The following is a 20,929-nucleotide window of genomic DNA, read 5'->3' on the forward strand; positions in this document are numbered from 1 at the left end:
ACTAATAGAAAGGAGTGAGAGATGCATCATATATACTCGGATTACAGTTAAAGGAGGTGTCATAACACGCTCGCAATACGTTTGCTAAAAGTCAGTTGAACTGTAGAACCGATATGTGATAGACCATGATGGTAAAGTTAAGATTAATTCCCCTAAATGAACATGTAACATAATAAACTGCTTCTTTTTCTTTTATAAAGATAGAAGCAGTTTTTTTATGTGCGTTTTTCTTTTCCGGATTTAATACATGTTTTCTCCACTTTGGCTAACACTTAAGATATACATTTACGTACAAGGTGGTGAATTTGATGATCGCCGTAAAATTACTATTAGTCGCAGTTTTAATTGCATTAACTGCTTTTTTTGTAGCGACAGAATTCGCTATTGTAAAAGTAAGAAGTTCAAAAATCAACCAGCTTCTAGAAGAAGGAAATAAAAAAGCTGTATCTGCCAAACACGTTATTACGCATCTAGATGAATATCTATCCGCTTGTCAGCTTGGTATCACCATCACGGCTCTCGGGCTTGGTTGGCTTGGTGAACCGACGCTAGATCGGTTGCTTCACCCTCTTTTTACTACCTTCCATACGAATGAACCGCTTGCTGGTATTTTATCTTTTGTCATTGCATTTGTTGTTATTACTTTTTTACATGTTGTCTTGGGGGAATTAGCTCCTAAAACGTTTGCTATTCAAATGGCTGAACAAATTACGCTGAACTTTGCAAAACCGATTATCGTGTTTTACAAACTTATGTATCCGTTCATTAAAATATTAAACGGATCAGCTCGTATGTTGACCAAGATTTTTGGTATAACGATGATTTCAGAAAATGAAGCTGCTCATAGTGAAGAAGAGCTTCGCATTTTGTTATCTGAGAGCTTCGAAGGCGGTGAAATCAATCAATCCGAATATCGATATATGAGCAAAATTTTTGATTTTGATGATCGTTTAGCTAAAGAAGTAATGGTCCCTCGTACGGAAATTGTGAGTGCTTCCAAAGACGACGTCGTAGAGGTTTTTTTGCAAATCGCAAATGTCGAAAAATATACGCGCTATCCAATTGTTGAAGATGGGGATAAAGATAAAGTAATCGGTCTCGTTAATATTAAAGAAATTTATAATGATATTGTATTCAACGAAAAAGACGGCACCAATACGTTAGAGTCATACGTCAAGCCTATTTTTAAAGTAATTGAAACCGTACCCATTCATGACTTGCTTGTAAAGATGCAAAAAGAACGTATTCAAATGGCTATTCTTTTTGATGAGTATGGCGGAACCGCTGGGCTTGTCACAGTAGAAGATATTATTGAAGAAATTGTGGGAGAAATTCGAGATGAGTTTGATACGGACGAAATTCCTTATGTACAAAAAATTAAAGACGATCATTATATTCTTGACGGAAAAATGCTCATTAGCCAAGTAAATGATTTACTCGGCACAGATATTAGCGACGAAGAAGTAGATACCATTGCCGGGTGGGTGTTAACCGAAAAGTTTGATGTGACCAAAAATGATATCATTCAGCATGAGCAATTTTACTTTAAAGTTCTGATTATAGAGGATTTTCACATTAAGTATATAGAAGTAAAAAAAAGAAAGAAGAAAGAAAAAAAGGATGATCATCATTAATCATCCTTTTTATTTATTCAAAATCCCTTTTACCAATCGTCTCCTCCATCAAAAAAATCTCCATCCAACAGATCCTCCCCGGCTTCTTCAATATCTTCTCCAATTTCACCAAGCGCCGAGTCTTCAAACATATCATCCATCAAATTCTCAATGAGCAGCCCGCCTAACATACCGGCTGCAAAGCCTCCCATTGCTCCTCCTAGCCCGCTCATACGTGGGTGGTGTGAATGCTGATCATAGTGAGAAGGCTTATAATATTCATAGTCTCGAGGATTTTCCATCATCTCTTCCATCGCTTCTTCCAGCAAACGAGCGATAGTGGATGGCTGGCTTAGTTCATCATTTGTAAAAAAGAGTTCATTTTTTATTTCCCTCTCTCGGCCGAAAGAAGGCAAATCTAGCTCCAATAGCACGCGGATACCTTCTCGTTCAATGGCTACCTCAAACTCAACCTCATTTACATATCCCTTTAAGAAGTCTGTAGGAAAAAATGCAAATTCTTGTTTGTATCCGTTAAATTTTCCTGAATGATGTTTTTCTCTAAACCCAAGTGCTTCAAAGCCCTCTACTAGCTGATATAAGCTTTTTGGAGCTTTAATGCGCACCGGGTCCCGGTCTGTTGAGTCAACTCCCCCTTCAATATCTAAGTGTGTCTTAAAGAAATAGCTAACGTTGCTCGCAGAGATTGGAAGATCCAATGGTAAATGATATGTAAATGGAATTTCTTTTTTCTCGCCTTCATTAATTGTAAATGAAGAAGCTGCGCGCAGGCTTTCCACACGATGTGTATGCATTTGACCGCTTTTCAATTGAACTTCAAGCCAAAATTCAACATCAATTAAATTAATATGTTGCTGAACGTTTCCACCTTGGATGACAATAGCTCCTTCAATTACATGACCGAGCGTATAGGCCGTTTCATTTAATCGTAAATCCACTTTGGCAGCTCCAACTCCAATTTTAGCAAACATTTTTTTAAACATTTTTTTTCCTCCTCCAAAATGCTCTTACTATATATACGAAGTATACCGTTTATAAGTTTCAACTTACAAAAAAAGAACTCAATTTCTTGAGTTCTTTCTGCTAAATCAACGCTTCATTTTAATTCAATTATTTATTAAATTAAAACACCCAGCCCCAACAGCAGCGACGTCTTTTACAACCACCGTGATTACCGCCGTGGTTACCGCCATGACCTCCGCCATGACAACCACCGTGATTACCGCCGTGACCTCCGCCATGGTTTCCACCGTGATTACCGCCGTGGTTGCCGCCGTGGTTTCCGCCGTGACCTCCGCCATGACAGCCATGATCTCCGCCATGGTTACCATCGTGACCTCCGCCATGGTTTCCACCATGATGGCATTTTTTATGTCCAGAACGATGATCATCATCATGTTTAGGACAATGATCGTTATGCTTATAATCGTTATGACAGCATTTTCCTTCATGGCTACTCTTTGGATCGTAGCCAGAAGTTTTGTAATAATACTGATTAGAACACCAGCAACACTTCTTTTTATTGTTGTAACTCACATAAACCATCCTTATCTATAAATAAGATTTATATAGGCAATTTTATACCTATATATAAATAGATTATGTAAACTAGTACAAGGAAGTGCATTGCTGTGGGCCATGACCTAAGCCTGTTTTTAGGAGTATGTACGGGGCAGATAAGACAAGAAAAAAAAGCCATCTAGAGATGGCTTTTTTTATATTTGATTTTTCACTTTACTTGCGCTTTCTGCATAAAACTCTAGAATTTCTCTTCTTCTCACAATTCCAATAAATACACCTTGATCATCCGTTACAGGAACAAAATTTTGGTCAATTGCCTTTGAAAGGATGTTTTGAACTTCATCATATATAGCAACTGGGTTATAATCTTGATAGCGGTCAATCTCTGTTAATTTAATATTTTCCGTATCTTGAAAGCGATAGTCTCCTAGGCTTTTTAACTTCCAAAGAAGATCTCCTTCAGTAAGAACGCCCACATATTTACCATCATCGTCAACCAGCGGAACTGTAGAATAGCGATGATACTCCATTTTTTCAAGAGCCTGCCTTAACGTGGATTGAATATTTAGTGTTACAACATCACTTTTTGGTACTAAGAAAAATGCAATATTCATTTTTTAATCTCCTTTTCCTTACCCGCTCATCTTACAATTTCTATTTATTTTTTCAGTTTTCGGCTTATTTTAATGTTTTAATCATACAAAATGCAGCTCGCAGTTATCTTACATTTACAACTATAAGCTGTCAATCCTAAGCTATGTAATTTTGGCTTCTTATTTTCTTTATTACAGTACCCGTTTTCTAAATAATCAAATCCTAATTTTTAGAAAAACACGTCTAGTTAAAATAATGGTTCCTGCAGCTGCTTCTTTATACTAATAAGGGCCGGAAGAGCTACTTTCAGCTCTTCTTCTCTGCGATAAGAACGCAACTGAACCTCATTATATGCTCTGTTTATACTTTTTGACTCATGAAAAAGTCCCACATGATTCGACTAGCGTTGGGGCCTTTAGGATCTGTATAGCTGCCCGCTGAATTTCCCCCTGACCATGCATGCCCCATTCCATTGATAATATATTTATCAATAGCCAATTCTCCCTTACTGCTTTCGTAGCGATATGTTGTATAATCCCGTCCAAAGAGAATTTTTTCTTCTCTCGTTTTAACCGGGCTATCTTGAATCCATCCATCTATTCTTCCGTTATAAGCAAGATTATTAGTTGTAATCCACTGGTGAACCACTTGATCTGCATTGGCTACATTTACCGTAGAATCAGCGTTACCATGAAATACAATGAGCGGCAGTGGCTTTGCCCGTTTTCCCATTTGCTGATAAGCAATTCTCCCTTGTTTAACGGGGGAAGGACCTTTACTGGCCATGACAGAATACGCATTAAATACGTTAAGAGCCGCCTGATATTCGATACCTGCTGACACACCTATTCCAGCAAACAGTTCTGGATACGTTACCCCCATAACGATGCTCATTGCTCCTCCTGCTGACAGACCGGCAATAAACACTTTATTTTTCTGAATAAAGTGCATGTTTTGGACTTTTTTTACAATCCCTGCAATAATAGCTGGCTCGCCAAACCCTCTAATTTGATGAAGAGGTTCAAACCAATTCCAGCATTTATTCATATTTGAGTTAGAAGACTGCTGTGGATATACGACAATAAATTCCTTTTCGTCGGCGAGCTCATTCATTTGGGTGCCTATCGCAAAATCATCTGCATTTTGTGTACATCCATGCAGCATAACCATTAGTGGGTAAGATTTTAAAATATGATAGGATTTAGGTAAATAGACCTTGAATTTTTTTCCTTTATGAGTATATGTTTTAAATGATTCAGATGACGCTTCTTGTTGTTCACTTGAAGACACAAGCGTTGACGTATTTATAACATTAGGTAGTGAACCCAACATGGTACCCCTCCTCTTTTTGTCAACGTTTTCATTTTTCTTCCCAATTACGTCCTGTATTACAATACTACATATTATTTCGTTTTTTTGCACGTTCTACATACTCTAAGAGTACAACTTGTGTTGGTTTAAGCCGTTTTTTATGTTCTTGAAATTTGGGATTTTTTTGCTATATATATACTTTATTACTATATATGAAAATTGTCACTATAATCATGAAAAAAGGACAAACATGCCGTTTGCCCTTTTATTTGGACCTTGATGTTTAAATACCCTTTGCCGAATTAAGCCTCTATACTTTTATTATATGATGCTCCCTATCATTTATATGAATTTATTGCTCTTCATGTTTAAATCTGTAACCTTTACTATTTCATACTTTGCTTTTTATTCACCAAGTTTATCGTAGCAAACGGCAAGCTGCAGGTGCGGACGCCACGTTGAAAAAGAAGAATCTTGAAGATCAAATGTTTTCGTTTAACCTCTTCTTCGTTCTTAACAATCATACAAAGGCTGATTGTAATCGCTTTTTTCCCCTCCTTTTGCTTAAATAGGTATAGCAAAGAGATGCTATTAGAGTAGATTCCTTTATTTTGCATACATTTTTTAGAAAACTATGGTAAAAATAAGGCTTATCATATGGAGGTGAATAAATTGGCAAATATCCCAAAGGATACTGAGCCCTACTGGCGCGATTATTTAAAGTTTCCAACATACCCATCTCTTTCAGAAAATCGAAAAGTTGATGTAGTAGTAGTAGGAGGCGGTATTAGCGGTATTACAACAGCTTATTTATTACAAAAAGAAGGACTGAACGTGGCGTTAATTGAAGCTGATAATATTTTAAATGGTACAACCGGTCACACAACAGCAAAGATTACAGCTCAGCATGACGTTATTTACGACGAGCTGCTTTCACACATTGGCGAAGAGAAAACGCTGCTTTATTATAAAGCAAACGAACAGGCTCTGCAGTTTATGAAAGACTTAATTCAAACCGAAAATATCGACTGCGACTTTTCCGTACAAGATGCTTACCTGTACGGAGAAACGCTGGAGTTTGATCATCGAGTTCGTAAAGAGTTTAGAGCCTATCAGCGACTACATATTCCATGTGAATTTGCAACAGAGATTCCTTTTAATTTTGATATCAGAGCAGCAGCTATTATGAAAGATCAAGCTCAGTTTCATCCGTTAAAATATCTGCTTCATTTAGTAAAAAAATTCACAGAAAGCGGCGGATTGATTTTTGAAAACACCGTAGCAACGGATGTAGAAGAAAGCACGTCGCCCACCGTTGTCACAAGAGACGGACATCGAATTTCTTGCAAATATGTAGTGGCGTGTTCACACTTTCCATTTTATGATGGGGCGGGCTTTTACTATACGCGCATGTATGCCAAACGTTCGTATGTACTAGCAGCAAAAGTTGAACAAGCTTACCCTGGAGGCATGTATTTAAGTGCTGATCAGCCTACTCATTCGCTGCGTTCAACAAAAGTTGACGGAGAAGAACTCATCTTAATTGGTGGAGAAGGCCACAAAGCTGGACAAGGAATTAATACTATGTTCCACTATGAGTCCCTTCAGAGGTTCGCCGAAGAAAATTTTACTGTTCAACATTTTCGTTACAAATGGTCTGCACAAGATTTATTTACGCTTGATAAAATTCCATATATCGGTCCCATTAAAGAAAGCAAGCCGAATATCTTTATTGCCACCGGATTTAAAAAATGGGGGATGACTCATAGCACCATTGCAGCACATATTATTCGAGATGCAATAACCGGAAAAGACAACCCATATGCAGAGTTGTATAATCCGTCTCGTTTTTATGCGGACCCTAGTCTTAAGCATTTCTTTCGTCAAAATCTTGATGTGGCTGAACACTTTATTACCGGTAAGTTTTCAATGCCTGAAAAAGGACTGGATCAGCTTCAAAATGATGAAGGGTCGGTCGTATATGTAAACAGCAAACGTACGGGGGCTTATAAAGATCCTCAAGGGAAGCTTCACTGCGTCGATACTACATGCACGCACTTAGGATGTGAAGTAAATTGGAACGCTGGTGACCGCACGTGGGACTGCCCTTGTCACGGTTCTCGTTTCTCTTACGACGGATCTGTGGTAGAAGGCCCTGCTAAAAAGCCGCTTACACCAGTGGATGTCAATTCAAGCGATAAAAAAAGCACGCCGTAGGGCATGCTTTTTTTATCATTATCAATGGATTCACATTTGAGTTTACTCTTTACATCCTTCTTTTCTAAAGTATCGATTATACACCAAAACCATTGCATAAATGACTAAAAAAGAAAACGTAAAGATAATTAACCTTCCAGATTCAGGGACATGATCAAGATAGTCTGTTTCAAAAAACATAACAAACATCAAAAATGGCAATAGAAACAAAAACCAAATAAAATCTCGATCCATAAACATTTTTATAAAAAATAAAATGGCCCCGATGTAGACAATCATCAAAAACATAATCATTCACCAAATTCTATTTAATACTAGAGGTGTTGTAATGATTATATCGGATTTCTCCGGCGAAATATAGAGTCATTGGTTTTAATTTTATAAATTCCTTATAACTTTCAAACTGCTATTTTAACATAATAAGGGAATTTACTGCTGTAAAGACTCTAAGTGAGCAAAAAACTGCGGGTAAGAGACGGATACCGCGTCACGATTTTCAATAATTGTTTCCCCTTCTGCAATACAAGAGGCAACAGCGAGCATCATACCGATACGGTGATCTCCGTGGCTGTTTACATTTGCCCCATGAAGTTTTGTACCTCCGTGAATAATCATTCCATCTTCCGTTGCTTCAATGTTAGCTCCCATTTTGGTTAACTCATTCACTACCGTATCAATACGGTTTGTTTCTTTGACTTTTAACTCTGCAGCATCTTTAATAACCGTGATTCCTTCTGCTTGTGTGGCAGCTAGTGCAATAATTGGGATTTCGTCAATTAGGCGTGGAATTAAGTCTCCTCCTACTTCTGTACCTTTTAAGTGAGAAGCTTCTACAACTAAATCTGCATAGGGTTCCGCTGTTTCTTTTGTTTCTTTGACTGTCTCGATCGAAGCGCCCATATTTGAAAGCACATCTAAAATACCCGTTCGAGTCGGATTCATCCCAACTTTTTGAATTTCAATGCGGCTGTTTGCAATAATAGCCCCCGCTACTAAAAAGAATGCAGCTGACGAAATATCACCAGGCACTTCTACATGCGTTCCTCTTAACGTTTGACCGCCTTCAATTGAAACGGTTAAGCCTTCTTCTTCCACTTTAACACCAAACGCCTCTAGCATACGTTCTGTATGATCACGCGATTTCGCCGGTTCCGTTACAGAAGTTGTTCCTTCCGCCTGCAGTCCAGCAAGTAAAATAGCTGATTTTACTTGTGCGCTTGCAACGGGAGATGTATAGTGTATACCTTTTGCTTTCCCACCTCGAATAACAAGCGGTGTAAAATTAGCGTCTTTTCGGCCGTCTAAATGAATATTCATATCACGAAGTGGACCAGTCACACGCTTCATGGGGCGTTTGGCAATGGATTCGTCTCCAATTAACGTTGAATGAAAGGGTGTATTTGCTAAAATCCCCATCATGAGACGAATCGTGGTGCCCGAATTTCCGACATCTAAAATATCAGATGGCTCTTTTAGAGCTTGTATACCTTTTCCTTTTACCACAACGCTTTGTTCATCAATCATCTGAATATCTACACCTAGTTTTTGAAAGCAGCAAATGGTGCTAAGGCAGTCGTCTCCTGGCAAAAATCCGTTAATCGTTGTGGTTCCTTCTGCGATTGAACCAAACATAACGGAACGGTGAGAAATGGATTTATCTCCTGGAATTTGAATCGTTCCTCGTAAAGCTTTTACTGTCACAATCTGTCTCTCCTTTTATGCGTGAAGCGAATCACGAAATTCTTTGGCATCTGAAAAGTAATCAAATAACTCGTGTCCGTCACCTTTTTCTACTAATAGTTTTACTTGTTCCATTTCTTTCATCCAGTCATCAAGCAATGTTAAAAGCATAGAACGGTTTTGTTTTAATATGTCTCTCCACATATGAGGATTGCTTGAAGCAATTCTGGTAATATCTCGAAAACCGCCTGCCGCCATTTCTGTGACAAGATGATTATTTGCTGAATATCCTTTGACTTGTCTTACAAGACTGGTCGCAATCACATGAGGTAAATGACTGACAACTCCAGTGATTTGGTCATGAGTAGCTGCATCAAGCGGTACAAATTGTGCACCTGTAGGCTCTAGCAAATGCATAAGCGCATCTATTTTTTCTTTTTGCTCATTTTCAAACGGCGTTAAAACATAGCGCGCCGAACAAAATAAATCCGCTCGTGCATTGACTGCACCGCTCGTATGAGAACCAGCCATCGGATGCCCGCCAATAAATGAAATACGTTTCTTATTCAGCGCTTGGGCTGCTTTCATAATTTCACCTTTGGTACTTCCGACATCCGTTACGATAACCGTTTCTTTAAGCTTCCAAGTAGAAAGGTCGTGTATCCATGCTGTCGTGTACTCTACTGGAGTAGCAAGCACGATATAATCTGCTTGGGCTGCTTCTGTTTTTATATCTTCAGCTACATAATCAACGATACCTAGCTGGTTGGCTAATTGTACTTCATTTGTATTGATATCAGCTCCAACGACCGTGACGTGACGATGCTTCTTCATAGCTAGCGCTAATGATCCTCCAATAAGGCCGACGCCAATAAGTAATACACGTGTTTTCACCTTTCATTCTCCTCTATTCATTAAAATTGCTTTGCGTATTCTTCATGTTTTTTTACGTTTTCTTGAATTAACTGAATTCGATCTGCCCCAAATTGCTCGATAATAGCAGATGCTAGTTCCCAAGCAATCACTGATTCTGCTACAACCGCTGCCGCCGGTACTGCACAGCTGTCTGAGCGTTCAATACTTGCAGCAAATGGCTCTTTTGTATCAATATCTACACTTTGCAGCGGCTTGTATAAGGTAGGAATAGGTTTCATGACGCCTCGCACCACAATCGGCATCCCTGTTGTCATGCCTCCTTCTAAACCTCCTGCATTGTTCGTTTTACGCGTATAGCCGTTTTGTTCATCCCATAGAATTTCATCATGGACTTCACTTCCCGGTCTGCGAGCTGCTTCAAAGCCTACGCCGATTTCAACGCCTTTAAACGCGTTAATGCTCATAATAGCAGCAGCTAGCTTTGAATCTAACTTACGATCATAGTGCACGTAACTTCCCACTGCAGTAGGCATTCCTTCTACTACTACTTCCACTACGCCACCAATGCTGTCTCCATTTTCTTTTGCATCATCGATTGCTTTCATCATCTTCTGTCCCGCTTCTTCATCTAAGCAGCGAACAGGTGACGCTTCTGTTTTTTCCTGAAGTTCTGTTAGGGACTCATATGCCGTTTTTTCAGCTTTCACACCGCCGATTTCAAGCACGTGACACGCAATATTTACGCCTACAGCTTTTAGTACTTGTTTGGCAACTGCGCCTGTGGCTACTCGTACCGTCGTTTCACGAGCAGATGAACGTTCCAATACGTTTCGCATATCTCTGTGACTGTATTTAATCGCTCCATTTAAATCCGCATGACCTGGACGAGGTTTTGTAATTTGTCGCTTTACTTCTTCATCATGATCAACTGGATCAGCACCCATAATATTTCTCCAGTGAGTAAAATCTTTGTTTTCAACGACTAAAGCAATGGGTGAACCAAGCGTCTCACCGTGGCGAACCCCGCCTTTAATCTGAACTTGATCTTTTTCAATCTGCATGCGGCGTCCGCGCCCATGTCCCTTTTGTCTTCTCGCTAAATCTTCATTAATATGTTCGGCTGTTAATTCAAGCCCTGCCGGTACTCCTTCAATAATCGCTGTTAATTGAGGTCCGTGCGATTCTCCTGCTGTTAAATATCTCATATTATCGATTCCTTTCTGTTATAAAAAATAAAAAACTCGCCCCTACGTCGTAGGGACGAGTTTTTCTCGCGATACCACCCTAGTTGCAAACATTGCTTGCCACCTCGAATTGTTAACGATCCGCTGACCGCTCTGTAAAAGAGTACTCAAAGAGTGTAATTCGCTCACATTTTTGTACTGACTTCCACCAACCGTCAGCTCTCTGAGACAGGGAAATGTTTGCTACTAGTTTCTTATCACTGTATCACTATGAAATTAAGATAATTTTACTGCTGCACCTTTTAATTCTTCCATGAATTTGTGGAATTCAGGAATGTTCATTTGCTGTGCTGAATCTGATAGTGCTACTGCTGGGTCTGGATGAACTTCTGCCATTACAGCATCTGCGCCGATAGCAATCGCTGCTTTTGCACATGGTAATAGTAAGTCTTTGCGTCCTGTTGAATGCGTTACGTCTACTACAACTGGTAAATGCGTTTCTTTTTTCAAGATTGGAACAGCTGAGATATCTAATGTGTTGCGTGTTGCACGCTCGTATGTGCGGATACCGCGTTCACAAAGAATAATGTTTCCATTTCCGCGAGACATAATGTATTCAGCGGCGTTAATGAATTCTTCAATTGTTGCTGCCAATCCACGTTTTAAAAGAATCGGTTTGTCTACAGAACCTGCAGCTTTTAATAGCTCGAAGTTTTGCATGTTACGTGCACCAATTTGAATCACATCTACGTAATCTAGAGCCGTTTCAATATCTTGAGGAGAAACAATTTCACTGATAATTGATAGGCCTAGCTCATCTCCTACTTGACGTAAGATTTTTAACCCTTCCACTCCAAGACCTTGGAAATCGTAAGGTGATGTACGTGGTTTGAACGCTCCGCCGCGCATTAATGTAATGCCTTGTTCTTTAAGCGCTAAGCCCACTTCTTTTACTTGTTCGTAGCTTTCTACTGCACATGGTCCCATTACAAATTCTAAGTTTCCAGGACCTACTTTTGTACCGTTGATGTCAACGATTGTATCTTCAGATTTCTTTTTGCGAGATACAAGAAGTGCTTTACGGTGATCGTCTTCTTGAAGCTCTAAGCTTGCTTTGAAAATTTCTTTGAAAATATGCTGAATTGTTGAAGCTTCGAATGGCCCATTATGGTTAGCTAAGATTTGATCTAACGATTTACGTTCACGAACTGGATCAAAGCGATTCACACCTTGTGTACCTTTTACTTTTCCGATTTCTTGTGCGATTTCACCGCGTTTGTTTAATAATTCTAAAATTTCTAAATTTATTTCGTCGATTTGTCCTCGTAATTGTTCTAGTGATTTTGTCATTTTAAAAATCCTCCTTTGATTTTATAACCTTGAACGGATCTTCTGAATTAGTTTGTATTTAAAAATCCGTTTTACACCTACACAGCCGCTTATGCGGATATACAAAAAGTCCCTACTGATTGTATCAGTAGGGACGAATTGATCGCGGTACCACCCTAATTGCAAGCATTGCTTGCCTCTTCATTAAGATAACGGCTATTGCCGCTTTTGACTATCGCCAAAAGAAAGCTCCAAGAATGTAATTCGCAATCTCTTTTGTACTGATTCGCACCAACCATCAGCTCTCTGTTACAGGGAAGATTTTGCTACTATGCTCTTTTCATCGCTTGTAATGGATATAAAATTATAATGGACCGAAATACAAAAAGTCCCTACTCACCCTTAAGATTTTTCTTAAGAGTCAGTAGGGACGAAAATTCGCGGTACCACCCTAGTTGCAAGCATTTTGCTTGCCTCTTCATTAAAATAACGGCCAGGCCGTCTTTTCCTACTCGGAAAAGATGCTCAAGGAATGTACTTCGAAAAAATCTGTGTTCTGACTCGCAGCAACCGTCAGCTCTCTGATACAGGGAAATTTTTTCTACTAGTGCTCCTATCAACGCTCAGTATTGACTATGTATGTGTACTTGGATAATCAGTTCCGATCGTTTGAAACTGTTTGTCGCTTCCAAGTTGTGTGTAATGTTGTGTGATGTTGATTTGTATTATGAATGGTTTTTTTATCTTCGTCAACACTTTTTATTAATTTTTTTATTTTTTAAAAACCATTGCTCCTGCAAACCCATCTCTATCAAGAGTTTTGTCACTTTAATTTTTTTCAAACACGTATTCCATTTCAGAGTCATATTCAATAAATCCGTGTTTTTGATACAAGCTTTTTCCTGCGGATGAAGCGCTTAACCATATTCGATTCACACCACTTTTTTGGCAGTACTGCATCAAATGCTTTAAAATTGCTGAAGAATAGCCTTGTTTTCGGTAATCAAAAGCTTTATACATGTTCATAACATATGCTTCTTTTCCTTGGAGGTTACTCGGTGAAGGCGGACGTATAAAAAAGACGATGCTTCCTGCTGATACAACTTCTCCATCGGCTTTTAAAATAGCCGTATAATTAATTATTTGGGTTATTTATATTTGCAGTAAAATATTCTTCTGTCGCTTTTTGAAACAGCTTCTCACTCCCATTTAATTCTCCCAGTTCTTTCATGAGCAACATTCGCAGGTTAACCAGATCCTGAACGTTTTCTAACACCGCTTTTTCAACCATCGCTCTCCCTCTTTTCGTCTCTTTTACAAAAAAAAACTCTCATCATTCGAGAGCTTCATTCACGCAAGAAAAACAGCTCCGTATACGAGTGCTCCGACAATAACGAACGCTGGATGCACGCGCAATTTTTCTAATAAAAGAAAGCTGGCTGCTACTAAAAATAAAGTTTGCCATATACCTGAATCACCGTATGAATTCATAAAAAATTCATATGCCATCAAGCCCAGTAAAATGGCGATAACGGGACGAATGTAGTTCGTCATTTTCTTAACATTTGGCGAATCTTTATACTTAAATAATATTCGAAGTAAAATAACTAAAAGTAAAACCGACGGAGCAATCGTTGCAAAAAGAGCAACCACCGAGCCCAAAATCCCTGCCTGCTGATATCCGATAAACCCCGCCATTTTTGTTGCAATCGGACCGGGCAGCGCATTTCCAATTGCTAGCATTTCACTAAACTCTTTGACCGTAAGCCAATGGTAGTGATCCACGACTTCTTTTTGAATAAGCGGAATCGACGCAGGTCCGCCTCCATAGCCTAAAATATTTGAAACAAAAAACGCCATAAATAGCTGAATATAAATCATACCGATTCCCTCTTTTGCTTGTGTTCAGCACTTTCGCCTTTTTTTCCTTTTCGTTTTAGCGGAATCCAAGCTGCTGCCATAAGAACAATAATAATGACCGCTGGATGGATATGGGCAAATTCCATTAGCCCTAAACTAATAATCAGTAAGATAATAGCTGGCGTCCACCCCAGACCAGACGTTGATTTTTTAAAAAAGTCCCACGTCATAACCGCGAGCATAACTCCTACTACAGGAACAACTGCTTTGGTCATGCCCATAACCCACGGCTGATCTTTAAATTGCGTTAAAGTTGTTAACAGCAATACCATTAAAAAAACGGTTGGAATAACGGCTGCAAATAAAGCTGTCCCGAGACCCAAAATACCGCCGACTCGATAGCCGATGTATCCAGCCAGCTTTGTAGCAATAGGCCCAGGCAGCGTATTGGCGATTGCTAATAAATCGCCAAATTCATCGTCATCCATCCACTTGTACGTATCGACCACTTCTTTTTTCACGAGGGGAATAGCTGAAGGTCCTCCTCCGTAGCCGAGCATACCTGAGCGAAAAAACGCTATAAAAATATCTAATTGTCGCATTTCTCGCGCTCCTTTCTCTGTGATCTAATAAGCAACGACCGCTCCGTCCGTTCGCGCTTCTGTGCCACCGTATAATACACCTGTTTGTTTATCTCTTAAAATAATCTGTCCTCTTCCAAACGTATGTCTGCTCGTAGCCACATGAATATCATGCCCTTTACGTTCTAATGCTTCTACAATATGTGAAGGCATTTCTTTTTCCACAAGAACCTTTTTATGCTCAATCCACTGCCATCTTGGTGCATCTAAAGCTGCCTGAGGATTTAGATGGAAATCGATCATATTCATGACGACTTGCACATGTCCTTGAGGTTGCATAAATTTGCCCATTACACCGAATGGACCTACAGCGCTTTTATTCTTTGTTAAAAATCCAGGAATAATGGTATGGTAGGTTCGTTTTCCAGGCTCTAATCGGTTATGGTGCTGTGGGTCTAACGAAAAATTATGCCCGCGGTTTTGCAGGCATATGCCCGTATTAGGCACGACAAGTCCTGAACCAAAATCCATGTAATTACTTTGAATGAATGATACCATGTTTCCTTCTCCATCAGCTGTCGCTAAATAGATCGTACCGCTATGAGACGGCTGTCCGGCTTCGGGAACAAGTGCTTTTTCCCCAATCAGCTCTCTTCGCTTATTTGCATAAGAATCATTCAACAAATCTTCAACTGCTACTGTCATTTTATCAGCATCTGTAATGAATTTTTGTCCATCTGCAAACGCTAGCTTCATCGCTTCAATTTGCTTGTGGTATGTATCGACAGAATCTTTGGCATCAAATGAAAAGCCTTTTAGCGTATTTAAAGCTAAAAGTGCAATAAGGCCTTGGCCGTTGGGTGGAATTTCCCACACATCGTATCCTCGGTAAGAAGTTGAAATTGGCTTCACCCACTCTGCTTTAAAAGCTGCTAAATCTTCTTTTGCTAAAAATCCACCGTATTTTTTCGAAAAAGCTGCTATTTTATCAGCTAAGTCCCCTCTGTAAAAAGACTCTCCGTTCGTTTCGGCAATTTCCAGCAGCGTCGCAGCGTGATCTGGTGATCGCCATATTTCCCCTACTTTAGGAGCAGATCCATTGTTGGTAAACGTCTCAAACCAGTGCTTATATTCGTCACCTTTTAACGCGTGTGTAAATCGTTCAAACGCTCGTTCCCAATTGTACCCTAAAATTGGGGAGATTGGGAACCCTTCTTGCGCATAAGAAATAGCAGGCTGCAGCACTTCTTTTAGCGACAGCCGGCCAAAGCGTTTTGACAGCTCCGCCCACGCGCTCGGAGCACCTGGAACCGTAACAGGAACAAAACCGCGAGCCGGCATCTCTTTTATCCCCATGGCACGCAGAGCCTCAATAGAGATAGAAGCAGGAGCAGGACCGCTCGCGTTGAGTCCGTATAGCTCTTCATTTATCCACACGAGAGCAAATGCGTCTCCGCCAATTCCATTTGACGTAGGCTCTACAACCGTTAAACAAGCTGCGGAGGCAATAGCAGCATCTACCGCATTGCCTCCTTTTTTCAACATTTCAAGACCCGCCTGAGCGGCAAGAGGCTGACTAGTTGCTACCATTCCGTTTTTTCCAAACGTACACGTACGCTGCGATGCATAGGGGTGTGTAAAAAAGTATTCGCTCATAGAAAATCTCCTCTTTTCTTTATATGATGAATAAAACGAATCTTTACAGACTAGACAACGCTACTTCTTCCTCGTAAACTTCTAATACTGCTTGCAAAGCAGAACCTGCATTCACGCTTGCCCCGTTTCGAATAAGCACTGCTTCAAGACCAGCCAATGTAAATAGAACGTTGTCTTTTCGACAGCTGTATCCCATTGTACCGATACGCCATATTTTTCCGTGCATCGGCCCAAAAGAACTTGCAATTTCAATCCCAAATTGTTCAAGAAGCGTAGAACGAACTGCCTCTCCGTCAATCCCTAGTGGAATTAACACACACGTAACGGTTGGAACTTTTGAATTCTCATCGCCGAATAAAGATAATCCCATTGCTTTAATACCAGCTACAAGTGCTTTTTCGTGAAGGCGGTGCCTTGCAAACCTTTCCTCTAACCCTTCTTCTAAAATAATGCGCAGCCCTTCTCTTAAAGCATAGAGCATGGAAGTTGCTTCCGTGTGATGATTTAGCCTGCGCTCACTCCAATAGTCTTGAAGCTGACTTAAATCAAAATAGTTGCTGATAATATTAGGACGCAGACGAACAGTTTGAGCATCCGCTTTTGTTGCGATTCCTTTTTCAACTTTTTTACGTTCCATAATAATTTTTTCAATACGATCATTGTACGTAATAGGTGCCATGCCCGACGGAACAGATAAACACTTTTGCGTACCTGCAATCAATGCGTCGATGTTCCATTCATCTACTTTTACATCCGTACCGCCAATAGTAGCTACTGCGTCGACAATAAATAAGACATCTTGGTCGCGACATGCAGCACCAATTTCTTTAAGAGGCTGAATTCTCCCTGTAGACGTTTCACCATGAACCATTGCAACAATTTTCGGATTTACTTTTTTTATTTCACGGATAACTGTTTCAGGGTCAAACACTTCTCCCCATTCGCATTCAATATTGTGTACATCAGCTCCGTAGCGCTCGGCAATTTCCGTTAATAAATAGCCGAAGCGGCCGAAAATCGGGACGAACACTTTATCGCCAGGCTCAACTACACTTGCAAGAACTGCTTCAATCCCGGCTCTAGACGTTCCATCAACGGGAAAGGCCCATTTGTTTTTAGTTTGAAATAGTTCACGAAGCATTTCCATCGTTTCATTCATAATGCGCGTAAATGCGGGGTCAAACTGACCTAAAATAGGCGTTCCTAATGCTCTTAATACGCGTGGATCTGCTTCTACGGGTCCAGGTGTCATAATCGTACGCGGGGGTGTATGAAGCTGTTTTGTTATGGTCATATCAAATTCCTCCTAGTAGGCAAGCTTATATAATAGTTCTATTAAGACCTTTACTCCTTTTTCTAACTGTTCTCCTTTAGTGAATTCCTTTGGGGAATGGCTGATTCCATCTTGGCTCGGTACGAATAGCAAACATGTGGGAACTCTTCGCCCGAATACTTGCGAGTCGTGTCCTGCACCGCTTACTAATTCTCGGGAGGAGATATTCTTTTCCGAGGAAATAATTTTGGAAAGTTCAGATAATTCTTCGCTCATGGCGACAGGTTTTTCATCCATCCAGCAGTCGATATTTACTTCTAAGTGCCCTGCCGTTCGCTTTATAATCTCCTTCATTTCTCGTTCCGCTTCTTGCAAAACTTTATACTCATGATGTCTTATATCTACCGTGAATTCTACATATCCCGGTATTACATTCGGTACATTTGGAGTGATTGTCATCTTACCAACCGTTACATATAAAGAATGCTGATATCTCTCACTTAATTCAATAAATTCTTTAGCAAGCTTGCAGCTCGCATAAAATGCATCTTTCCGGACGTTCATTGGCGTTGTGCCCGCATGGTTACTTTCGCCTTTAACAGATACTGTAAATCGTTTCTGCCCGACGATACTAGAAACAATTCCGATATCACAATGGGACATTTCAAGCTGCTTTCCTTGCTCAATATGCAGTTCAATAAAAGAAGCGATGTCCGTACGGTATGGCTCACTATGAAGGCCTTCGCCGAATTTGAGATGTTTCATTGCGTCCTCCAGCTTAACCCCTTCTTTATTTATAACATGTTTTGCATCACTTTTGCTGTGTAATCCATTCATATTACCCGATCCCCAGTACGTAAGCGGAAACCTGCTACCTTCTTCTTCACAAAGTGATACGACCTCTAAGGTTTTTGTAGGGGTACCGTAATGTTCGTGTAGGTACTGCAAAGCAATGATACCAGCCACAACACCAAACGCCCCGTCATATTTTCCTCCGTTTATCACAGTGTCGATATGTGATCCTGTTAAAATAACTTGTTTTTCTGGACTCGTTCCTTGCAGACGTCCAAATAAATTTCCTACATCATCGTAATACGTCTTAAGGTGAAGTGTTTTCATTTTTTCTTCTAATGCTTTTTGAGCTGCATTCCACTGTTTCGTATATAAAAGCCTGGTGACGCCTTCTTTTCCATCTAATCCAAACTGTGACAACCAGCTGATGTTTTCTTCGATTTGCTGACAAAGCTTAGATTTCCCCGTCATATCTGCGACCATTGCTATCCCTCCTGCTATCTTCATTTTAAAAAAATGACTGATTGTTTTCATTAACACTTTCTACAATGATTTGGTGTTTTTTTGGCTACTATCACTAAATATGAAAAGTCTTATATACGTCACTTTTTCTAACATTATATGTTATTTATTTTATCTTACAGGATTAAATACACTTCTTCATTAACAATTTATACATTTTTTTCTGAAAATTTTATTTATTTTAACTAAACTTTCTTATAAAATAAAAGATAGATAAAGATACGCGCAGGGAAATGTGAGAATTTTTAACAAAAGGAGTAATGAATAATGGAACTACAAACTCTTTTACGCATTCCAATTTATGAGAAAGCATCTGTAGTAGCCGGGCAAAAAGGAGTCACCCGCAAAGTACATAACGTCAATATGATGGACGCACCCGATATTTTATCTTTTTTAAAAGAAGGAGAGTTTTTAATTACAACGGGTTATCACTTCAAAGAACATGAAGAAAGCTTAGCAAAACTTGTAGAAGGAATGGCTAAAAAGAAATGTGCAGGATTGGCCATAAAAACGAAGCGCTTTTTCGAACACGTGCCTGCTTCTATTTGTCAGCTAGCTGATGAACTTCACTTTCCGATCATTGACTTCCAAACAGACGAAACGTTAGGCGCGGTTATTAACGAATCTCTCAGCTTTATTTTAGATAAAAAAACAGCCGAGCTTCAGCAAGCGATGGTCACACATCAGCTATTTTCCTCGTACATCTTACAAGGAAAAGGCATTGAGAAAATTATGCAGTCCATTCAAACGTTATGCAATGCTCACGTTGCCCTTTTTGATACCCATGGCCATGAACTCTTTTATACAAACAGACGCGAACCTTTTTCACTCCCGATGGAAGAAGCGGTAGCAGGCGCTAAGCAGCTGTTTTTACGAACGTCGAAATATACAACCTTTTCCTTTTTACACACCAAAAAAACCGTTACGCTTTTTCCGATTGCTACTCATACAAGAAAGTACAGTTATTTACTTATTGAACACCAAGTTTCTTTATCCGATTCAGAGCTTCTAACGATTGAACAAGCGACAAACGTTTTATCTTTCGAAATGATGAGACAGCAGGCTTTGTATGAAGCTGAACGGCGACGAAAAAACGATTTTTTCAATCAGCTTGTTAACAATTATTATAAAACGCTTGAAGATGCTTCCTTTCAAGCACAGATAATGGGCTTATCAGCAGGAAACAGCTATATTTGCGCCGTTGGGAAAATCCACTCTACATTCACGCCTTACAGCGATGATGATATGATCTATGAGCTCCTTCAATATGAGTTATCAGCAGATCATACAGAGGCCGTTTTGTTTTTCTATGACAATCTTTATATTCTTTTGTTTACGCCTCATTCTCAACCTATGATTATAGAATGCTTGCATCGCTTGCAGGAAGCTGTTTACCGTCACTACGATAAGCGAATGTCATTTGGAATTGGAAACCAAAGCCAATCCCTACTTACAATCGCTGACTCATATAAAGAAGCTGTTGAAGCTCTTGAAACCATCCATTTTAAAGATCAGTCGAAGCTTATTCAATTTTATCAGCCAAAACAGTTTAAAGAACTGCTGAGGTTGCTTCCAGCAAACGATTTACAGGATTACTATTCTCAAACATTAGAAGGTTTGCTGCAGTATGATAAGAAAGATCGCTCCATCTTACTTGACACGCTTGAAACATATCTAAATTCCAATTGCCAAATCTCAGAGACTGCTAAGCAGTTATTCGTTCACCGGAACACAGTGATCTATCGAATCGAAAAATGCGAAGAGTTGTTAAAAAGACCTATTCACACGTCGGAGGAAACCCTTCGGCTGCGCGTAGCTTTTCAAATTTTTTCTCTTGTGCATGCTAATTAAGTATAACTACAATAAAAAACGCCTGAGTGGATACTCAAGCGTTTTTTA

The 20,929-nt window shown here is 39.7% G+C and carries 19 protein-coding genes and 3 other annotated features; of the genes, 3 read left to right on the forward strand and 16 right to left on the reverse strand.

Features of this window, described 5'->3' with window-relative positions:
* Positions 1 to 308: 308 nt before the first annotated feature.
* Complete coding sequence (locus LIS78_RS15635) at positions 309 to 1,634, forward strand: hemolysin family protein (protein ID WP_028409138.1); 1,326 nt, start codon at positions 309 to 311, stop codon at positions 1,632 to 1,634.
* A gap of 29 nt (positions 1,635 to 1,663) precedes the next feature.
* Here the strand turns inward: LIS78_RS15635 and LIS78_RS15640 are convergent, their stop codons facing one another.
* The 4 genes from LIS78_RS15640 to LIS78_RS15655 form a co-directional block, all read right to left on the reverse strand.
* Positions 1,664 to 2,617: a sporulation protein gene (locus LIS78_RS15640; protein ID WP_195782771.1), complete on the reverse strand. Its 954-nt coding sequence runs from the start codon at positions 2,615 to 2,617 to the stop codon at positions 1,664 to 1,666.
* A 139-nt stretch (positions 2,618 to 2,756) separates the two neighbouring features.
* Entirely contained in the window at positions 2,757 to 3,170 is a 414-nt protein-coding gene (locus LIS78_RS15645; protein WP_252283968.1) for a hypothetical protein, read from the reverse strand.
* A gap of 179 nt (positions 3,171 to 3,349) precedes the next feature.
* Positions 3,350 to 3,769 (reverse strand): CBS domain-containing protein, encoded by a 420-nt coding sequence (locus tag LIS78_RS15650; protein WP_013057690.1) that lies wholly within the window; start codon positions 3,767 to 3,769, stop codon positions 3,350 to 3,352.
* 340 nt (positions 3,770 to 4,109) lie between these two features.
* The gene (locus LIS78_RS15655) at positions 4,110 to 5,081 is read right to left on the reverse strand and encodes an extracellular catalytic domain type 1 short-chain-length polyhydroxyalkanoate depolymerase (RefSeq protein WP_016764703.1); all 972 of its coding nucleotides are present in this window, start codon (positions 5,079 to 5,081) and stop codon (positions 4,110 to 4,112) included.
* 651 nt (positions 5,082 to 5,732) lie between these two features.
* Here LIS78_RS15655 and LIS78_RS15660 point away from each other — a divergent pair.
* A complete protein-coding gene (locus LIS78_RS15660; protein WP_209150048.1) occupies positions 5,733 to 7,277 on the forward strand; it encodes an FAD-dependent oxidoreductase in 1,545 nt (514 codons plus the stop codon).
* Positions 7,278 to 7,319: 42 nt separating this feature from the next.
* Here the strand turns inward: LIS78_RS15660 and LIS78_RS15665 are convergent, their stop codons facing one another.
* The 12 genes from LIS78_RS15665 to allC form a co-directional block, all read right to left on the reverse strand.
* The gene (locus LIS78_RS15665) at positions 7,320 to 7,565 is read right to left on the reverse strand and encodes a hypothetical protein (RefSeq protein WP_013057694.1); all 246 of its coding nucleotides are present in this window, start codon (positions 7,563 to 7,565) and stop codon (positions 7,320 to 7,322) included.
* 141 nt (positions 7,566 to 7,706) lie between these two features.
* On the reverse strand, positions 7,707 to 8,978 hold the full coding sequence (aroA, locus tag LIS78_RS15670; protein ID WP_252283969.1) for a 3-phosphoshikimate 1-carboxyvinyltransferase: 1,272 nt from the start codon (positions 8,976 to 8,978) through the stop codon (positions 7,707 to 7,709).
* A 15-nt stretch (positions 8,979 to 8,993) separates the two neighbouring features.
* A complete protein-coding gene (locus LIS78_RS15675; protein WP_195782767.1) occupies positions 8,994 to 9,851 on the reverse strand; it encodes a prephenate dehydrogenase in 858 nt (285 codons plus the stop codon).
* Between the two features lie 20 nt (positions 9,852 to 9,871).
* Positions 9,872 to 11,038 (reverse strand): chorismate synthase, encoded by a 1,167-nt coding sequence (gene aroC, locus LIS78_RS15680; protein WP_252283970.1) that lies wholly within the window; start codon positions 11,036 to 11,038, stop codon positions 9,872 to 9,874.
* A gap of 48 nt (positions 11,039 to 11,086) precedes the next feature.
* Positions 11,087 to 11,287 (reverse strand) — a binding site (T-box leader).
* A gap of 6 nt (positions 11,288 to 11,293) precedes the next feature.
* Positions 11,294 to 12,367: a bifunctional 3-deoxy-7-phosphoheptulonate synthase/chorismate mutase gene (locus tag LIS78_RS15685; RefSeq protein WP_013057698.1), complete on the reverse strand. Its 1,074-nt coding sequence runs from the start codon at positions 12,365 to 12,367 to the stop codon at positions 11,294 to 11,296.
* A gap of 126 nt (positions 12,368 to 12,493) precedes the next feature.
* Positions 12,494 to 12,699, reverse strand: a binding site (T-box leader).
* Positions 12,700 to 12,769: 70 nt separating this feature from the next.
* Positions 12,770 to 12,975, reverse strand: a binding site (T-box leader).
* 199 nt (positions 12,976 to 13,174) lie between these two features.
* Positions 13,175 to 13,498: a GNAT family N-acetyltransferase gene (locus tag LIS78_RS15690; RefSeq protein ID WP_342394284.1), complete on the reverse strand. Its 324-nt coding sequence runs from the start codon at positions 13,496 to 13,498 to the stop codon at positions 13,175 to 13,177.
* Complete coding sequence (locus LIS78_RS15695; protein ID WP_245210597.1) at positions 13,482 to 13,637, reverse strand: hypothetical protein; 156 nt, start codon at positions 13,635 to 13,637, stop codon at positions 13,482 to 13,484. The genes LIS78_RS15690 and LIS78_RS15695 overlap by 17 nt, the downstream gene beginning before the upstream one ends.
* Before the next feature lie 59 nt (positions 13,638 to 13,696).
* Positions 13,697 to 14,227: a chromate transporter gene (locus tag LIS78_RS15700; RefSeq protein ID WP_013083789.1), complete on the reverse strand. Its 531-nt coding sequence runs from the start codon at positions 14,225 to 14,227 to the stop codon at positions 13,697 to 13,699.
* Positions 14,224 to 14,808: a chromate transporter gene (locus LIS78_RS15705; RefSeq protein ID WP_013057701.1), complete on the reverse strand. Its 585-nt coding sequence runs from the start codon at positions 14,806 to 14,808 to the stop codon at positions 14,224 to 14,226. Before LIS78_RS15705 ends, LIS78_RS15700 begins: the two co-directional genes overlap by 4 nt.
* A gap of 24 nt (positions 14,809 to 14,832) precedes the next feature.
* Positions 14,833 to 16,443, reverse strand: coding sequence for a gamma-glutamyltransferase (ggt, locus tag LIS78_RS15710; protein ID WP_252283972.1), 1,611 nt, complete (start codon positions 16,441 to 16,443; stop codon positions 14,833 to 14,835).
* Positions 16,444 to 16,486: 43 nt separating this feature from the next.
* Positions 16,487 to 17,737 carry a pyridoxal-phosphate-dependent aminotransferase family protein gene (locus LIS78_RS15715; RefSeq protein WP_252283974.1) on the reverse strand — a complete coding sequence of 417 codons (1,251 nt, stop codon included), beginning with the start codon at positions 17,735 to 17,737 and terminating at the stop codon, positions 16,487 to 16,489.
* 12 nt (positions 17,738 to 17,749) lie between these two features.
* A complete protein-coding gene (allC, locus tag LIS78_RS15720) occupies positions 17,750 to 18,991 on the reverse strand; it encodes an allantoate deiminase (protein WP_245210717.1) in 1,242 nt (413 codons plus the stop codon).
* 306 nt (positions 18,992 to 19,297) lie between these two features.
* Here allC and LIS78_RS15725 point away from each other — a divergent pair, with 306 nt between their 5' ends.
* Positions 19,298 to 20,881 carry a PucR family transcriptional regulator gene (locus LIS78_RS15725; protein WP_252283975.1) on the forward strand — a complete coding sequence of 528 codons (1,584 nt, stop codon included), beginning with the start codon at positions 19,298 to 19,300 and terminating at the stop codon, positions 20,879 to 20,881.
* Positions 20,882 to 20,929 lie beyond the last annotated feature (48 nt).

It is taken from the genome of Priestia megaterium, from assembly GCF_023824195.1.
GTDB classification, from domain to species: domain Bacteria; phylum Bacillota; class Bacilli; order Bacillales; family Bacillaceae_H; genus Priestia; species Priestia megaterium_D.